16 protein-coding genes are annotated in these 16,243 nt (G+C 67.4%); 5 read left to right on the forward strand and 11 right to left on the reverse strand.

Going from position 1 to position 16,243, the window contains the following annotated elements:
• The first annotated feature begins 396 nt into the window (after window positions 1-396).
• From nagZ to ACCQ01_RS07150, 5 genes are all read left to right on the forward strand, one after another.
• Window positions 397-1,392 (forward strand): beta-N-acetylhexosaminidase, encoded by a 996-nt coding sequence (gene nagZ / locus ACCQ01_RS07130; RefSeq protein WP_011036477.1) that lies wholly within the window; start codon window positions 397-399, stop codon window positions 1,390-1,392.
• Window positions 1,392-1,946, forward strand: coding sequence for a hypoxanthine-guanine phosphoribosyltransferase (locus tag ACCQ01_RS07135; protein ID WP_011036478.1), 555 nt, complete (start codon window positions 1,392-1,394; stop codon window positions 1,944-1,946). The genes nagZ and ACCQ01_RS07135 overlap by 1 nt, the downstream gene beginning before the upstream one ends.
• Before the next feature lie 88 nt (window positions 1,947-2,034).
• Window positions 2,035-2,787 (forward strand): S-methyl-5'-thioinosine phosphorylase, encoded by a 753-nt coding sequence (locus ACCQ01_RS07140; RefSeq protein WP_014507163.1) that lies wholly within the window; start codon window positions 2,035-2,037, stop codon window positions 2,785-2,787.
• Between the two features lie 86 nt (window positions 2,788-2,873).
• Window positions 2,874-3,080, forward strand: coding sequence for a transcription antiterminator/RNA stability regulator CspE (cspE, locus tag ACCQ01_RS07145; RefSeq protein WP_003488188.1), 207 nt, complete (start codon window positions 2,874-2,876; stop codon window positions 3,078-3,080).
• Window positions 3,081-3,176: 96 nt separating this feature from the next.
• Complete coding sequence (locus ACCQ01_RS07150) at window positions 3,177-4,448, forward strand: FAD-dependent oxidoreductase (protein ID WP_228432632.1); 1,272 nt, start codon at window positions 3,177-3,179, stop codon at window positions 4,446-4,448.
• 97 nt (window positions 4,449-4,545) lie between these two features.
• Here the strand turns inward: ACCQ01_RS07150 and pdeM are convergent, their stop codons facing one another.
• The 11 genes from pdeM to ACCQ01_RS07205 form a co-directional block, all read right to left on the reverse strand.
• On the reverse strand, window positions 4,546-5,190 hold the full coding sequence (pdeM, locus tag ACCQ01_RS07155) for a ligase-associated DNA damage response endonuclease PdeM (RefSeq protein WP_228432631.1): 645 nt from the start codon (window positions 5,188-5,190) through the stop codon (window positions 4,546-4,548).
• Window positions 5,180-7,672 carry a ligase-associated DNA damage response DEXH box helicase gene (locus ACCQ01_RS07160; protein WP_228432629.1) on the reverse strand — a complete coding sequence of 831 codons (2,493 nt, stop codon included), beginning with the start codon at window positions 7,670-7,672 and terminating at the stop codon, window positions 5,180-5,182. Before ACCQ01_RS07160 ends, pdeM begins: the two co-directional genes overlap by 11 nt.
• Window positions 7,669-9,273 (reverse strand): ATP-dependent DNA ligase, encoded by a 1,605-nt coding sequence (locus tag ACCQ01_RS07165; protein WP_228432628.1) that lies wholly within the window; start codon window positions 9,271-9,273, stop codon window positions 7,669-7,671. Before ACCQ01_RS07165 ends, ACCQ01_RS07160 begins: the two co-directional genes overlap by 4 nt.
• Complete coding sequence (locus ACCQ01_RS07170; protein ID WP_228432626.1) at window positions 9,270-9,503, reverse strand: hypothetical protein; 234 nt, start codon at window positions 9,501-9,503, stop codon at window positions 9,270-9,272. The genes ACCQ01_RS07165 and ACCQ01_RS07170 overlap by 4 nt, the downstream gene beginning before the upstream one ends.
• A complete protein-coding gene (locus tag ACCQ01_RS07175; protein ID WP_042599330.1) occupies window positions 9,500-10,510 on the reverse strand; it encodes a ligase-associated DNA damage response exonuclease in 1,011 nt (336 codons plus the stop codon). Before ACCQ01_RS07175 ends, ACCQ01_RS07170 begins: the two co-directional genes overlap by 4 nt.
• 506 nt (window positions 10,511-11,016) lie before the next feature.
• Window positions 11,017-11,382, reverse strand: a complete 366-nt coding sequence (locus ACCQ01_RS07180) for a hypothetical protein (RefSeq protein ID WP_103699946.1) — start codon at window positions 11,380-11,382, stop codon at window positions 11,017-11,019.
• Entirely contained in the window at window positions 11,379-11,939 is a 561-nt protein-coding gene (locus ACCQ01_RS07185) for a bactofilin family protein (protein ID WP_228432668.1), read from the reverse strand. Before ACCQ01_RS07185 ends, ACCQ01_RS07180 begins: the two co-directional genes overlap by 4 nt.
• Before the next feature lie 69 nt (window positions 11,940-12,008).
• Window positions 12,009-13,745, reverse strand: a complete 1,737-nt coding sequence (locus ACCQ01_RS07190) for a diguanylate cyclase (RefSeq protein ID WP_228432624.1) — start codon at window positions 13,743-13,745, stop codon at window positions 12,009-12,011.
• A 143-nt stretch (window positions 13,746-13,888) separates the two neighbouring features.
• Window positions 13,889-14,224 carry an XAC1346 family secretion chaperone gene (locus ACCQ01_RS07195; RefSeq protein ID WP_011036488.1) on the reverse strand — a complete coding sequence of 112 codons (336 nt, stop codon included), beginning with the start codon at window positions 14,222-14,224 and terminating at the stop codon, window positions 13,889-13,891.
• 251 nt (window positions 14,225-14,475) lie between these two features.
• Entirely contained in the window at window positions 14,476-14,817 is a 342-nt protein-coding gene (locus ACCQ01_RS07200; protein WP_011036489.1) for a hypothetical protein, read from the reverse strand.
• A 123-nt stretch (window positions 14,818-14,940) separates the two neighbouring features.
• Window positions 14,941-16,116: a thiolase family protein gene (locus ACCQ01_RS07205; protein ID WP_228432622.1), complete on the reverse strand. Its 1,176-nt coding sequence runs from the start codon at window positions 16,114-16,116 to the stop codon at window positions 14,941-14,943.
• Window positions 16,117-16,243 lie beyond the last annotated feature (127 nt).

Here is a 16,243-nt window from a genome sequence, read left to right on the forward strand (position 1 = left end):
GTAGCACGGCAATGGGGCCGTCGGGGCGAGTTCGGTGCCGTTGGTGGCTGGATCCTTTTTCAGCCTGAGCAGAATTCTTGGCTGCGCCTGCACATGCAACCTGGCTGGTCACGCGGAAGCGTTACCGCGCGCCACACCGGCACAAGCAATCACACCGGCACGGGTCTGCAGAGCGCAGCAGCCAGTCAGCCGACAGCGCCTGCAAGCAAACCCAATAAAAAAATCGCTGAGAAGGGCTAGCTCCGGCACCCAACAAGGTCGCCGGCCCCATTCCCAGCACCCGCACAACCGCCAGCCACGGCCGCCCTTGCCTGAATGCGCGGTCTGACGCTGCTGCGCGCATCTGCGACAATGCCGCGCTGCGCCATCGTGGCGCCTGGCCCGGGAGTCCCCAACATGCTTCTGATCGGCGTTGCCGGTACCGAACTCAGCGCACAGGAGCGCGACTGGCTGCAGCACGACGCCGTCGCCGGCGTGGTGTTGTTCAAGCGCAACTTCGCCTCGCGCACGCAGGTGGCCGAGTTGTCGGCCGCCATCCGCGCCGCGGCGCCGCGCCCGCAATTGATTTGCGTGGACCAGGAAGGCGGCCGGGTGCAGCGCTTTCGCGAGGGTTACAGCGCCTTGGCGCCGCTACAGAGCTTTGGCGCGCTGTATGCCACCGACCCGGAAGGCGCGCTTGCCCAGGCCCGCGCGCATGCGCAATTGATGGCCAGCGAAGTGCGCGCCAGTGGTGTCGATCTCAGTTTTGCCCCGGTGGTGGACCTGGCACGCGGCAACCGCGCCATCGGCGACCGCGCCTTCAGCGACGACCCGCAGGTGGTGGCCAGCTTCACGCGTGCCTACGTGCAGGCGCTGCACGCGGCCGGCATGGGCGCCACGCTCAAGCATTTCCCCGGCCACGGCACCGTGCTGGAAGATACCCATGTCGACCACGCCAGCGACCCACGGCCGCTGGACGTCCTGCTGGCGGAGGACCTGGTGCCGTTCGTGGCCGGGATCGACGCCGGTGCCGACGCGGTGATGATGGCCCACGTGGTCTACCCGCAGGTGGCGCCGGAGCCGGCCGGCTACGCGTCGCGCTGGATCGAGCAGATCCTGCGCGGGCAACTGGGCTTCCGCGGCGTGGTCTTCTCCGACGACATCGGCATGGCCGCCTCGTTCAGTGCTGGCGGCGTCGCCGGACGGGTGCATGCGCACCTGGATGCCGGCTGCGACGTGGTGCTGGTCTGTCACCCCGAACTGGTCGCCGAGTCCTTGCAGGCGGTGGCCGGCCGTACGCTCAACACTGCCGCACTGATCGGCCTGATCGGCCGTGGCGCGCTGGGCTGGGATGGCCTGCTCGCCGATGCTCCCACCACCTCCCTTTCCGCCTCTTTCGGAACACTTGCCTGATGTCCACGCTCACCATTTCCCAGGCCCTGGCCCAAGCCGATCTGCTGGTCGATCGCCCTGCCATCGACGCCGCCGTCGCCACCATCGCCGATGCGATCGCGCGCGACTACGCCGGCGAAGTGCCGGTGTATCTCACCATCATGCACGGCGCGCTGCCGTTCTCCGGCCAGTTGGCGCTGGAGCTGGGCGCGCGCGGCCAGGACCTGCAGTTCGACTATCTGCACGCCACCCGCTACCGCGGCGAAACCACCGGCGGCGAGCTGGTCTGGAAGCACCGCCCGGCCACCGCGCTGTTCGGCCGCCGGGTGATCCTGGTCGACGACATCCTGGATGAGGGCTACACCCTGCAGGGCGTGCGCCAGTGGTGCCTGGAGCAGGGCGCCACCGATGTGCGCGTGGCAGTGTTGACCGTCAAGCGCCACGACCGCTGCGTGCCGGGCGTCACCGCCGACTACGTGGGCGTGGAAGTGGCCGACCGCTACGTGTTCGGCTTCGGCATGGATGTCAACGAGCAGCTGCGCGGCATTCCTGCCATCTATGCGATGAAGCAGTAAGCCAGCGCACCTACCCACCCCGGTGGGTACAGCGCTGCGCCATTGCCGGTGCAGCGTTCTTCTTTCGTCTTTCGATGCAGAGGTCTGTGTGTCTTCCAATTCCATCGCATTGGCCGTCATCGGCGGCACCGGCGTGTACAAGCTGGCCCAGCTCGACCAGGTGCAGACGCACGCGGTCGACACCCCATACGGCGCGCCGTCCGGCCCGATCCGCGTGGGCATGCTGCTCGGCCATCGCGTGGCATTCCTGGCCCGGCATGGCGAAGGTCATTCGCTGCCGCCGCACAAGGTCAACTACCGCGCAAACATCGCTGCGCTGCAGCAAATTGGTGCCACCCGCGTGCTGGCGCTCAACACTGTCGGCGGCATCACCGAGTCCTTCGGCCCGCGCGTGCTGGCCTGCCCGGACCAGTTGATCGACTACACCTGGGGCCGCATTTCCACCTTCTGCGAGGAGGCCGGCAGCGAGGTGCAGCATGTGGACTTTGGCCACCCGTATTCGCCGATGTTCCGCAGCAAGGTGATCGCCGCGGCCAAAGTGACCGGCGTCACGCTGGTAGCGGGTGGATGCTATGGCGCCACCCAGGGACCGCGATTGGAAACGATTGCAGAGATCGCGCGGATGCGTCGCGACGGCTGCGATCTGGTCGGCATGACCGGCATGCCCGAAGCGGCGCTGGCACGCGAAAAAGGCCTGGAATATGCGTGTTTGGCGATCGTGGCCAACTGGGCGGCGGGCTGTGGCGACGCGCAGGAAATCACCATGGCCGAGGTGCTGTCGAACGTGGATGCGGCCTCGTCCGGACTGCCGGAGCTGATTGGCGAACTTGCACGCGGGTGATTGTCATCGGGGCATAAGCTTTGCATACTCGGCGCGTACGCTCCGCCGTACACCACCCATTAATTTTGCAAAGGTCTCGCATCACCATGCCGAACGGTACCGTCAAGTGGTTCAACGACGCCAAGGGATTTGGCTTCATCTCACCGGAGGACGGCAGCGCCGATGTCTTCGCGCACTTCTCCGCGATCAACTCCAAGGGCTTCCGCAGCCTGCAGGAAGGCCAGCGCGTCAGTTATGACGTGACCCAGGGCCCCAAGGGTGCCCAGGCTTCGAACATCACGCCGGTTGAGTGATTCACTCGATTGTGCGATTGAAGAACCCCGCTTCGGCGGGGTTTTTTTTGCGCCGGTCCATGTCGGGCCGGTGAGGACGCAGACAGAGCACGGACGATGCAGCAGACATTGCGAATTGCGGTAGTGGGATATGGCACGGCGGGGCAGGCACTGGCCGTGCTGCTCGGTGCCGATGGGCATCGGCTGGACGTGTTCGAGCGCGCGCCCGCGCCCGGCCCGGTTGGTGCGGGATTTCTGTTGCAGCCGAGCGGGCTGCAGGTGCTGTGGAAGATGGGCCTGCTGGAGCAGTCCTTGCAGCACGGTGCACCGGTGCGGCGGCTGTATGGCGAGACGCCCTGCGGGCGCGCGGTGATGGACATGCGCTACCGCGACCTGGATGCGCGCCTGATGGGCCTGGGCATGCAGCGCGGCGCGTTGTTCGCGTTGCTGCGCGATGCCTGGCCCGAGTACGCCAACCTGCACATCGGCACGCAGATCACCGCGGTCGATCACGACGGCGTGCGCGTGCAGGACCAGCGCGGGCAATGGCATGGCCCCTACGATCTGATCATCGCCGCCGATGGCTCGGCATCGACCTTGCGCGCACAGGCGCAGGGCACCCAGCTGGATCGGGTGTATCCATGGGGCGCGCTGTGGTGTTTGTTGCCACGCGAAGACTGGCCGTACGTGGACGAGTTGCGGCAGCGCTACATCGGCGCACGCAAGATGATCGGGCTGCTGCCGGTGGGCACGCGGCCGGGCGATGACACGCCGCGGCTGAGCTTTTTCTGGAGCCTGCCCTGCAGCGATTTCGCTGCATGGGAAACCCGCGGCATGGACGCCTGGCGCGAAGAAGTGGCGCAGATGTGGCCGGACGCGCTTGCACGCCTGCAGACCGTGCAGGTGCATGGCGCCTTGGCGCGCGCCAGCTACCGCGACGCGGTGGTGTCGCGCTGGCACCGCGGGCGCTTTGCGCTGGCCGGCGATGCCGCGCATGCGATGAGCCCGCAGCTGGGGCAGGGCGTGAACATGGCGCTGCTGGATGCACTGGCGATGCGCGATGCCTTGCGCGTCGGCGCGGATCTGGATGCCGCATTGCAGCGCTACCAGCGCGAACGCCAGGCGCATGTGGCGATCTATCACCGCTGGAGTCGCTGGCTCACGCCGCTGTTCCAGTCCGAGCGCGATGTGTGGGCGCGCGGGCGCGATCTGTTGCTGCAGCCGATGGGCCGCGTGCCGGGTGGGCGCGGCCACATGCTGCGCGTGCTCAGCGGCGCCCAGCATGGCTGGTTCGGCAAGCTCGCGCTGGACCCGGCGTTCGTCGATGCATTGGCGCAACCGGTGCCGGTGCCAAGTTCGAGTAATGCAGGAGATGGCATGGCTGCGTAGTGACGCGCAGCGGCAGTCGCTGTGCGGTTGGCATTACTGATGAAGTGACGTTGGTGCGCCGCACGCGCACCGTTGCATCAACGCGGTGCGCGCATTGTCACCGCACCGGCAGTGCCATCGCATCGCCTTCGACGCAGGCAACCAGGCGTTCGCCTTCGACCAGGGTCGGCACGATGCCGGCAGTGAAGTGCGAGAACGCCGGCAGGATGGTCACGCCGTCGCGCAACCAGAATGCCGGCCAGCGGCGCGACAGGCCCGGCAGCGCGGCCAGCGGGTGCAGATGTCCGCACAGCACATGCCCGGTCGGATGCGGCAGCGGATCGTGGCGCAGCACGAAGGGGCCATCTTCCACCTGTTCGCCGGCCGCTTCGATGTGCAGATCGGCCCCTGCCAAGGCGCGGTCGTGATTGCCGCGGATCGCAATCACCTGCAGGGCGCAATGGCGCTCGCGCCAGGCGCTCCAGCGGCGGTGCCAGGCCGCGCGCGGTGCCGGCCCATGCAGCAGGTCGCCCAGAATCCAGAGCGCGTCCACCGGGCGCGATGCCAGCAGCGCGTCCAGCCGCTCCAGATCGTGTTCGGTGCCGCCCGCAGGCAAGCCGATGCCGGCACGCCGGAACACATCGGCTTTGCCCAGATGCAGATCGGCGATCAGCAATGCGCGCCGCGCGGGCCGATACAGCGCACGCTCGCCGAGCAGCTCCACCGGCTCGCCTGCCAGAGTGAGCTGCACGCTATCGTCCATGCTTGCGTTCCAGTTGCGCGGCCGCGCGCAGCACGCGCGCTTTCCAGTCTTCGGTGCTGAGTTGCCCGCGCACGCGCTCGGCCCATAGCGGGAACGACAGCGGCGTCAGGCTGCGCGGCGTGCACAGGCGCAGGGCGCGCGCTGCGCAGTCTTCCAGCGCGTGGGCCAGGCGCGCGAATTCCAGCTGGCCTTCGAAGACTTCGCGCTCGGCCTGGGCCAGCAGCAGGTGGTCCGGGTCGAAGCGCTGCAGCACGTCGTACAACAGGCCACTGGAGGCCTGCAGCTGGCGCAGGCTGCGCGGCGCACGCCCAGGCAGCGATGGCGAGAGCAGCCCGGCGACGCGCGCAATCTCGCGAAACTGCCGGCGTGCCAGCTCGCCCAGGTTGAGGCTGTCGCGCAGGTCCTCGAACAGCCGTGCCGGCGACAGCAATTCCTGCAGCAGCGCGGCATCCACCGGCACGTCCTGCGCTGGCGACAGCACAAACCCGTAATCGTTGGCTGCAAAGCTGAAGGTGTTGCGCTGCCGCCGGCCCCAGCGTGCAGCCAGCAACGCGGCCAGACCTTCGTTGACCTGGCGGCCTGCGAACGGGTACACGAACAGGTGGCGGCCATCGCGCGCCTTGATGGTTTCCACCAGCAGATGGCCGGGGCCGGGCAGTGCGGACAGGCTGGACTGCAACTGCAGCAACGGCGCGAGCGTCCGCATTTCCGGCGCGTCGCCGGGATCGGCAAACACCGCCTCCACCTCGCGCCCCAACGCCGAGGACAACGGCATCCGCCCGCCCATCCACTTGGGCACTACGCCGCTGCCGCCCTTGGCGATGCGCACGTAGGCGGTCATGTCTTCCAGCCGCACCAGCTCCAGCAAGCGCCCGGCGAACTGGAAGCGGTCGCCGCGCTTGAGGCGACCGACGAACTGTTCTTCCACCGCGCCCAGCCGGCCGCCGCGCAAGAACTGCACGCGCACGCTGCCATCGCTGGTGATGGTGCCGATCGACAGGCGATGCCGCAGCGCCACGCGCCGGTCGGTGACGCGGTAGCTGCCGGCGTCGTCGCGCACCACCTTGTGGAAATCGGGGTAATGCGCGAGCGCGCTGCCGCCTTGCACGATGAAGTCGAGCACGGCTTGCCAGGTGGCCTCATCGAGTGCGGCGAAGGCGTCGGTACCGCGGACTTCGCGCAACAACGCATCGGCCTGGAAACCGCCGCCCAGTGCCAGGGTCACGCAATGCTGGGCTAGCACGTCCAATGAAAGCCGCGGTGGCGGGCGTGCTTCGATCTGCCCATGTGCAATCGCACGCCGCGCCGCCGCATATTCCAGCAATTCCAGCGCATGCGAGGGCACGCACACCACATGGCCGGATTCGCCCGGGCGGTGCCGCGCGCGGCCGGCGCGTTGCAGCAGGCGTGCGATGCCCTTGGGGCTGCCGACTTGCAGCACTTGATCCACCGCCGGAAAGTCCACGCCCAGGTCCAGGCTGGAGGTGGCCACCACGCAGCGCAGGCTGCCATCGCGCAGGCCGCGCTCGGCCGCGGTGCGCAGCGCCGGATCCAGCGAGCCATGGTGCAGCGCCAGTGTGGCCGCATCCTCCGGCCACACTGCGCTCAGCGCCTGGTGCCAGAGTTCGGCCTGCGCGCGCGTGTTGGTGAACACCAGGCTGGTGCGTTGTTCCATCAGTTTGTGCAGCACGCGTGCCAGTTGTGCCAGACCGAGATGGCCGGCCCACGGGAAGCGCTCGCCGGTCTCGGGCAGCAGCGTTTCCAGGGTCATGGCGCGTGGCTTGACTCCCGACACCAAGGCCGCGTCCGGTTGATGCGGCAGCAACACGTCGCGTGCCTGCGCCAGGTTGCCCAGCGTGGCCGACAACCCCCAGATGCGCAGCGCCGGTGACCACCCGCGCAGGCGCGCCAGGCACAGTTGCAACAGCACGCCGCGCTTGTTGCCAAGCAGCTCGTGCCACTCGTCGACGATCACGCAGCGCAACGCCGCCAACTGCGGCGCGGTATCCGGATACGACAGCAGCAAGGCCAGCGATTCGGGCGTAGTGACCAGGACATCGAGCTTGCCGCTGCGGGCCAGGCGTTTGTCGCGCGCGCTGGCGTCGCCGGTGCGCAGGCCCACCTGCCAATCCAGGCCCAAGGCCTCCACCGGTTCGCGCAGGGCACGCGCGGTATCGGCGGCGAGCGCGCGCAGCGGGGTGATCCACAGCACCTGCAGGCTACGCTGCGGCTGCCGCCGGCCACGTGCCACCGCCGTGGCCGGCGGCGTGCGTCCGCGTGCGGCCAGCGCTTCCAGCAGCGGGCCGCCAAATGCCGCCAGGGTCTTGCCGCTGCCGGTTGGGGTGTGCAGCAGGCCGGATTCGCCATCCAGATAGCGCTTCCAGACATCGCGTTGAAACGGCAACGGCGCCCAGCCGCGCTGCGCAAACCAGGCCCGCCATTGCTGCAACGGCGTGCCGCGCTGTGGCGGTGCCGGGCTCACCGCGCCAGTGCCTGCAGGTTGCTCAGGTGATCGGCCTCGGCGAAGGGTTTGTCGTGGCGCCAGCGCAGGATGCGCGGGAAGCGCACCGCAATGCCGGACTTGTGCCGCGTGCTGCGATTCACGCCTTCAAAGCCCAGTTCGAACACATGGTGCGGCGTGACCGCGCGCACCGGCCCGAAGCGCTCGGTGGTGTTGGCGCGGATCCAGCGATGCAGTTGAAGGATCTCGGTATCGTCCAGGCCCGAATACGCCTTGGCGATGGGCACCAGCGCGCCGTCGTGCCAGAGCCCGAAGGTGTAGTCGGTGTAGAGCGTGCTGCGCCGGCCATGGCCGGCCTGTGCGTACAGCAGCACCGCATCGATGGTCAGTGGGTCGATCTTCCACTTCCACCAGTCGCCACGGCGGCGGCCGGATTGGTAGGGCGAACGCGCGCGCTTGAGCATCAGCCCTTCAACGCCGCGCGCACGTGCATCCAATCGCACTTGCGCGGCGGCCTGCCAATCGGTGGGTTGCACCAGCGGCGAGGCGATGATGCGTGGGTCGGCAAGGGTGGCGAGCACGCGCTCCAGTAGCGCACGGCGTGCGTGCAGCGGGCGCTCGCGCAGGTCTTCGCCGTCCAGTTCGAGCAGGTCGTAGGCGACCACGCGCGCTGGCGCGGCCGCCAGCGTCTTGGGCCCGGGCTTGAGCCGTTGGATACGCGTCTGCAGCGCAGTGAAAGGCATCGGCAATGGTTGTTCCGGTTGCCAGGCCAGCAGCTCGCCGTCGATCACGGTGCCGTCTGGCAAGCCCATGGCAGCCTGTTCGATCTCTGGAAAGCGGCCATCCAGGCGTTCTTCGCCACGCGACCACAGCGCCGCTTCACCAGCACGACGCAACAGCTGCAGCCGGATGCCATCCCACTTCCATTCCAGCAGCCAGTCGTCGATGGCGCCCAGGCTCTCGACATCGGCCTCCAGCGGCGACGCCAGAAAAAACGGGTAGGGCTGCTGGCGGTCGCCTGGCAGCTCCTCATGGGTGAGCAGGTCGGCCACATACGTGGCATGCGGGCGCCAGCTGCCGAGCATGCGCTGGGCAATGCGCGCGATATCCACGCCCGACAGTTCTGCCAGGGCCTGCTGCACCAACCGTTGCGAGACACCCACACGCAATGCGCCGGTCAGCAACTTGTTGAAGACCAGGCGTTCGTCGAAGGCGAGCGTGCGCCACGCCTGCACGATGCAGTGCTTGCGCACCGCCACGTCTTGATTGGCGATCGGCAGCAGGCGCTGTTCGATCCACTCGGCCAGTGACACATCCACCGCCTCGCTGGCTGGATCATCCAGCAGCAATGCCAGTGTTTCGGCCAGATCGCCCACGTGATCGTAGCTGTCGGCCACCAGCCAGTCGGCGATCCCGGCGGCCTCGGCGATCCACTCGCGCAACTCGGCGCTGGCGGCGATGCGCATGCGCGCGCTGGCCACCTTGCCACCGGCCAGCAGATACAGTGCCCAGGCCGCATCCAGCGGCGGCGCTGCGCGGAAATACGCCACCAGGGCGGCGCGCTTGTCGAGCGTGCCGGTGCTGCGGTCCAGGGTGCGGTACAGCGCTGCAAACCGCTTCACGGCCTTGTTTCCGCGCTGGCCAGCAGCGGTGTCGCGCGCAGACGCAAGGCAGCGCGGGTGAATGCACTCAACGCGCGCGTGCGCCGTTGCGGACGCGGTGGCCCCAGCGTGGCGGCGGGGGTGGCGCGATGCACGCAGAAGGCCAGCGCATGCCGGCGAAACGCCAGTGCGCCACTGAGCCGGATCCGCGGCCGCGCGCGAACATAGCGGCGTGCAGGCAGTGGGTTCATTCCTCGGCTCCGAAGTCGGTGCGGAAGGCTTCGGCGGCCACGCCGTGCTCGCGCAGGTGCTGGATCAACGCATCGGTGTTGCCATGCGTGGCGATGACCCGGCGCGCGCCGGTGTCGGCGATGGTGCGCAGCAGGTCGGGCCAGTCGGCATGATCGGACACCACAAATCCACGGTCGTAATTGCGCCGGCGACGGTTGCCGCGGATGCGCATCCAGCCCGAGGCAAAGCCCTGCTGCGCGTGCCGAAAGCGGCGAATCCACGGGCTGCCGGCCGCCGATGGCGGCGCCAGCACCAATTGCCCGGCATAGTCGGCGCCGCGTGCGTGTTCGCTCACCGGTTGCGTCTCCAGCATGGCGATGCCGGCTTGCCGGTACACCTCCACGCCGGCGGCGATTGCGCCATGCAACAGCGCTGGCTGCGTGTCCCAGGCGCGTAACTCAGCAAGTACACGTTGTGCTTTGCCCAGCGCATAGCAATACAGAATCGCCGCCTCGCCGCGCGCGGCGCACTCATGGCGCCAGGCCACGATATCGGCCGCCACCTGCGCGGTGTCCGGCCAGCGGTACACGGGCAGCCCGAAGGTTGCTTCGGTGATGAAGGTGTCGCACGGCACCACTTCGAACGGCGCGCAGGTGGGATCGTGCTGGCGTTTGTAGTCGCCGGAGGCCACCCACACCTGGCCATCGACTTCGATGCGCACCTGCGCCGAGCCCAGCACATGACCGGCCGGATGCAAGGACACTCGCGCGCGTCCCAGGGTGAACGCCTCGCCATTGGCATGCGGGTGATAGACCTGCTCGCCCAGCCGCCATTGCAGGATCGGCAGGCTTTCGCGCGTGCAGTGGTACTCGCCCATGCCGCCGCGTGCGTGGTCGCCATGACCATGCGTGATCACCGCGCGCGGCACCGGCCGCCATGGATCGATATGGAAATCGCCTTGTGGGCAGTACAGCCCTTCGGGCCCAAGCACTACCAGATCGCCGCGAGTGTCGTTGCCGTTGTGCATGCGGCAACTCTGGCCAAGCCGATGTGCAGATCCTGAGAATGGGGGCGGTGCGTGCGAGATGCTGCCTGTGTTGCGCAGATGCGGCGTGCGCGGCGGTGTCAGGCGCCTGGGTGTGGAAGGCAGCGATGGGGAGCACAGAGCCCCGCGCGGTGGAAGTTGCGCTGGTCGCCAGTGGGCAACGATGCAGCCGCGTCACGAAGCTGCGCGTGGCGACTGCTCCACGAACATGCGCGCATTCGGCAGGTGCTGCAACAAGGCGCTGGTACCACCAGCGCGATCCAGGCGCATGTGGGACAGGATCAGCCATTTCTTGGCGCGCGATGGGCTAGCAAAGGATTTGCGCCGTCTCGGTAGCAGCCGACCTGGTCCTGCGCTTGTTCGACCCTGCCTATGGTCGTTGTGTCCGGACTGATCGCCGGAAACCGCAGCAGGCCGATGCAACTGCCGCTCCAGGAGGCGCACGGCGCCGACTGCGGGCCACGCCACACCGCAATTACGCAGCGCAGCTAATGCCGCGTACGCCGCCCAGTCGTTCGCACCGCAGTTGCTTCCACCGCCATGGTGAAGCCACGTTCCTCACCGCCCTGCATGGCGCCCACGTCCACCACCTGGCGGCGGATTTCCTCGCCCTTGCCGTTGCGCACCACCACCACCACCGTGTATTCCCAGGCATCGCCATCGGCGGGGTGGCGAATCGTGCCGTCGACCTTGAGCGGCACGATCGGCGCCGGCTGGGTGTGCTGCGCCGCCGCCGAATCGAAGCGCAGATGGTGCCGGCAGGCAGGGCAGACGACCGCGCTTTCCAGGATCGTCGCCTTGCAATGCGGGCAGCTGCGCGTGGCGCCGGGCGTGCCCGGGCGGGGTGCACTCATGTGGCGTCGCTGTCTCCGGCCGCAACCACCGGTTTGGCCGGCGGCTTGCTGCCGGTGTCCTCGCCCCAGCCAAAGTCGGCCTGGCCACGCATGCGCGCGCCGGAGGCGACAGTAAGGCTACCGGCCTTGACGTCGCCGACCAGCACGCCGGAGGTCTGCAACTCCACCTGCGCAGCCGATTCGATATTGCCTTCCAGTTCTCCGGCAATGATCACCTTGTTGGCGCGCACGCCGCCGTTGAGCTTGGCGCCACGTTCGATGGTGAGATCGCCCTTGACGTTGACGTCGCCCTTGAACCGGCCGGCCAAGCGCACATGTCCGGCACCTTCGATCTTGCCCTCGATGCTGATGTCGGCGGCGATCAGGGATTCCTTCGCCTCACTCTGCCGGGTTGGCGCCGGCGTCGCCGCCACCGGCGGACTTGGCGTCACCGCCGCTGCAGCGGGCGGGGTGGCGGTGGGTTCGGCATTGAACAAGCGGCCGTCGGCCGGCGGAACCTCGGGCGCTGCGGGAACGCCGTCTTTCTTGTTGGGACCTTGATCGCGCCACATCGACATCGGGACTGCCTCGCTTGGATGGGTCACGCCGACTATCGCTGCGCTAGAGCATCTTTTGTGTGACGAATCTCAAACAATCGCGCCATTTGTGCCACCCGGTTCGGCATTCACCGCCACCGCGCCGTGCCGTTCCACTCGATTGCGGCCCTGGCGCTTGGCCACGTACAGCGCGGCATCGGCCTTCTGGATCAAGGCCGATCCCAGCTCGCCATCGGCCGGGAAGCTGGCCACGCCGATCGACGCGGTGACCCGTGGCAGCGCGCGCTGGCCGTCGCTGACCGCCAGCGCAGCGATGTGGCCGCGGATCTGTTCGGCCACGCGCATCGCTTCCTCGCCGTCGGTTTCCGGCAGGATCACGGTGAATTCCTCGCCACCGTAGCGGCAGGCCACGTCCTCGGCGCGCAGGCGGGTGAGCAGCAATTCACCGACTGCGGCCAGCAACAGATCGCCGCCGGCATGGCCCTGGCCGTCGTTGAACTGCTTGAAGTGGTCCACATCCAGCATCAGTACCGACAGTGGCAGATCGCGGCGTGCGCAGCGCGCCAGTTCGTGGCTGAGCGCTTCTTCCAGGTAACGGCGGTTGTACAACCCCGTCAGCGCATCGCGGATGGACTGCCGGCGCAGCGATTCGCGCAGACGCAGATTGCTCAAGGCCAGCGACAACTGCTCGGCGGCCGCTTCGGCGATCTCCAGGCGGGGCATCGGCGCCGGGCCGGGCGCGGACAGGAACAGAAAACCCAGCTGCGTGCCCTGTGCCGACATCGGCAGGCATGCGGTGGTGATTGCCACGCTCGCATCGGGCAGGTCGATGTGCGCGCACGGCGCATCGCGCGCCAGGTCTTCGATCAGGTGCGGCTGGCCGCGGCGCAGTGCCCAGCACTCTTCGGGCAGCAGATGCGAGGCGCTGTGCACCAACGGCGTGCCCCAGTGGCTGATCACCTCGGCGCGGTCCTGCGAGGCGCGCAGCAGATACACGCTGCCGGCGATGCCGGGCAGCAGATGCGCGAGCGTGCGGCTGGTGACATCCAGTGCTTCTTCGGCACTGACGCAACTCTGCAGCAGGCCAGTGTAGCGGCTGAGCAGATTGAGATCGGCCGCGCTGCGCTGCAGCGCGCCGATGCTCTCGCCCAGTTCCTGGTTGGCACGTGCGGCATGCCGCTCGGCCTGCGCGCGATGCCGCAGTTCGCGCATCAGCAGGCCGTACACCGTGCCGACCACGGCCAGCCCGAATGGGATGCCGGCCAGCGCCAGGATCAGCAACAACAACGCACTTTGGCGGCTGCTTTCCGCACGCAAGGCCAGCAGCTCCTGCTCGCGCTGCACCATGGTCAGGGCCTGTTCGCGGATGGCGCTGGTGGTGCGAAATGCGGTCTGGCGAATACTGGTGCGCGCCGCCTCCAGGCCGCTGTCGGCGTAGACGTCGAGCACGTGCTGGATCTGCTTGAGCCGCGTGTCGACCAGACGATGCAGTTGATCCAGATGCGCCACCTGCGAAGGGTTGTCGGCGATCTTGCGGCGCAAGTTGCCGATCAGGATCGGCAGCCGCTCCACGCTGGTCTGATAGTCCAGCAGGTACGCGTCATTGCCGGTGAGCAGGTAACCGCGCTCGGCCGATTCGGCATCGAGCACGCGCGCCTGGATCTCATCGACGCGGCCAATAACTTCATGCGTATGCGAGACGAGCGCGGCATCGGCGAGGGAGCGGCGCGCACCGACGAAGATGCCGATCCCGATCGCAATAAAGATGAGCGCAGAGAAGGCCAGCGCCAGCTGATTGCGGCGCCGCGAGGTAAAGGAAGAAGGCATCCGCAGATCCTAGCGTGCCAGGCTCGACAACACGAGCCGGCTGCTCGTCCGGAGCTGCATGCACCGGGCAGATATCACCGGTGCATGCAGGAGTTGCGAAGCGCGTCGCGGATTGCGTGCGCGCTCAGGCGTCGCGGTTGCACTCAATGCTGCGCGTCGTGCTCGGCATTCTTTTCGGCCGCATTCTGTTCGGCCTTGTTGGCCATCTCGCGGGTCTTGTCGGCAGTGGCATCGGCGGCGTTGGCGGTAGCGCGGCTGGCGTCTGCGGCCAGGTCGCGTGCGGCGACGCGTGCATCGGCAGTGGCTTCCTTGGCCTGCACGGCAGCGCGGTCGGCGGCCTGCTCGGTCGCGGCGGCAGCGTGCTTTGCGGCAGAAGCGGCATCGCGGCGTGCCTGTTCGGCATCCGGGCCCTGGCAGGCGGCGAGGGTGACCACAGCAACAGCAACGGCGCTCAGCGACAGCATGCGGATCTTGTTCATGGGTGGGTCCTGTTCCGGTTCCGATTGGAAAGCGGAGCTTATGCAGACCCGGATGCAGCCGGTGTCAATGCCGCGAGGCCGCATTCAGCTGCGCGAACAGAAGCGGTAGAGCCGCAGTGCGGTTACGCGCGCATAGATACGCGTTGGGCGGTACGCGTGGACGTGAGGTGGGCAACACTCAACACCCAGGCAAAGAAAAAGCCGCTGGAAACCAGCGGCTTTCTCCGAACGCGCTTGGAGCTAAGAAGTGATTACTTCTTGGCTTCTTCAGCGGTGTCCTTAGCAGCTTCGGCGGTGTCTTCAGCCGTCTTGGCAGCGTCAGCAGCCTGGTCAGCAGCAGCATCGGTGGCGGCGCCGGAAGCAGCCTGGGCAGCGTCAGCAGCGGTGTCAGCCGAAGCAGCGGCGGTGTTGGCAGCAGCCTGAGCGGCGTCAGCCGACTGCGAGCCCGAGGCAGCAGCCTGGTCAGCAGCGGTCTGAGCGTCGGTTGCAGCTTCGTTAGCCGAAGCAGCAGCGTCCTGAGCCTGTTCCGGCTTCGAGCAAGCGGTCAGGGCCAGGCCCAGAGCCATTGCGATCAGCAGCTTGTTGATGGTCATTGTTTCAATCCTCGTCGATTAGATTAGGCAACGCGCTATTGCGCGCCCCCGACATGATGACGGCCCGAAGACTAGTGTCAAGCGCGCGCGCATTCAGCTTTGCAAATTCGCTGTTAATGCCAATCAAATCAATTCGATAGCAATGGCAGTTGCTTCACCGCCGCCGATGCACAGCGTTGCGATTCCGCGCTTGCCGCCGCGGCTGCGCAACGCATTCACCAATGTCACCACCAGGCGCGCACCGGATGCGCCGATCGGGTGGCCGAGCGCGCAGGCACCGCCGTGCACGTTGACCTTCTCGTGTGCAATTCCCAATTCCTTGATCGGTGTCATCGCCACCACGGCGAAGGCTTCATTGATTTCAAACAGGTCCACGTCGTCCAGCGTCCAGCCGATCTTGCCGACCAGCGACTGGATCGCGGCCACTGGCGCGGTGGTGAACCATTCCGGTGCCTGCGAATGGGTGACATGGCCCACGATGCGCGCCAGCGGCGTGATCCCGCGGTGCTGCGCCTCATCGGCCGCCATCAGCACGGTGATTGCGGCGCCATCGGAAATACTCGACGAGCTGGCGGCGGTGACGGTGCCATCCTTTTTGAAAGCGGCCTTCAAGGTGGGGATCTTAGCCACGTCGGATTTGCCGGGCTGCTCGTCGCTATCCACCACGATCTCGCCTTTGCGGGTGGCGACCTTCACCGGCACGATTTCATCGGCAAATGCGCCGTTGCGTTGCGCAGCCTGTGCACGTTCCACCGAGGCGATGGCATAGGCATCCTGATCGGCGCGCGAGAAGCCGAACTTCTCTGCAGTGGCTTCGCCGAACACGCCCATCGCCTGGCCATCGTAGGGATTGGTCAGGCCGTCCCACGCCATGTGGTCCACCGCCTGAAAATTGCCGTAGCGGTTGCCGGTACGCGAGTTCGGCAGCAGGTGCGGTGCGTTGCTCATCGACTCCATGCCGCCGGCCACCACGATGCTGGCCGAGCCGGCCTTGATCAGGTCATGGCCGAACATGATTGCCTTCATGCCCGAACCGCACACCTTGTTGATGGTGGTGGCGCCGGTCGAGGTCGGGATGCCGGCCGCAATGGCGGCCTGGCGCGCAGGCGCCTGGCCCAGGTTGGCGGGCAATACGCAGCCGACGATCACTTCGGAGACATCGGCCGCGGCAACGCCCGACTGCGCCAGCGCGCCTTCAATGGCGGCGGCAGCAAGCGTGGGGGCGGGGACGCCATTGAACTGGCCAAGAAACGATCCGATGGCAGTGCGTTTTGCAGCAACGATGACGATGTCGGACATGAGTGGATACCGTTTAAAGTGAAACGATTATCTGCCTCGTGGCCGATTCGCGCCAGCGCGCACCGCGCTGGAGTGGTGGCTTCACGTGACGTATAAAAGCGATATTCGGGCCCGGGGTTGGGCCCGA

The organism is Xanthomonas sp. NCPPB 4037, from assembly GCF_041475695.2.
In the GTDB taxonomy this organism is placed as follows: Bacteria; Pseudomonadota; Gammaproteobacteria; order Xanthomonadales; family Xanthomonadaceae; genus Xanthomonas; species Xanthomonas campestris.

Coding starts and splice junctions, on each gene's coding strand:
- cspE (WP_003488188.1), top strand. CDS start 2,874: ATGCCGAACGGTACCGTCAAGTGGTTCAACGACGCCAAGGGATTTGGC.
- ACCQ01_RS07190 (WP_228432624.1), bottom strand. CDS start 13,745: ATGCCTTCTTCCTTTACCTCGCGGCGCCGCAATCAGCTGGCGCTGGCC.
- ACCQ01_RS07170 (WP_228432626.1), bottom strand. CDS start 9,503: ATGAACCCACTGCCTGCACGCCGCTATGTTCGCGCGCGGCCGCGGATC.
- pdeM (WP_228432631.1), bottom strand. CDS start 5,190: ATGGACGATAGCGTGCAGCTCACTCTGGCAGGCGAGCCGGTGGAGCTG.
- ACCQ01_RS07175 (WP_042599330.1), bottom strand. CDS start 10,510: ATGCACAACGGCAACGACACTCGCGGCGATCTGGTAGTGCTTGGGCCC.
- ACCQ01_RS07180 (WP_103699946.1), bottom strand. CDS start 11,382: ATGAGTGCACCCCGCCCGGGCACGCCCGGCGCCACGCGCAGCTGCCCG.
- ACCQ01_RS07185 (WP_228432668.1), bottom strand. CDS start 11,939: ATGTCGATGTGGCGCGATCAAGGTCCCAACAAGAAAGACGGCGTTCCC.
- ACCQ01_RS07195 (WP_011036488.1), bottom strand. CDS start 14,224: ATGAACAAGATCCGCATGCTGTCGCTGAGCGCCGTTGCTGTTGCTGTG.
- ACCQ01_RS07200 (WP_011036489.1), bottom strand. CDS start 14,817: ATGACCATCAACAAGCTGCTGATCGCAATGGCTCTGGGCCTGGCCCTG.
- nagZ (WP_011036477.1), top strand. CDS start 397: ATGCTTCTGATCGGCGTTGCCGGTACCGAACTCAGCGCACAGGAGCGC.
- ACCQ01_RS07205 (WP_228432622.1), bottom strand. CDS start 16,116: ATGTCCGACATCGTCATCGTTGCTGCAAAACGCACTGCCATCGGATCG.
- ACCQ01_RS07150 (WP_228432632.1), top strand. CDS start 3,177: ATGCAGCAGACATTGCGAATTGCGGTAGTGGGATATGGCACGGCGGGG.
- ACCQ01_RS07135 (WP_011036478.1), top strand. CDS start 1,392: ATGTCCACGCTCACCATTTCCCAGGCCCTGGCCCAAGCCGATCTGCTG.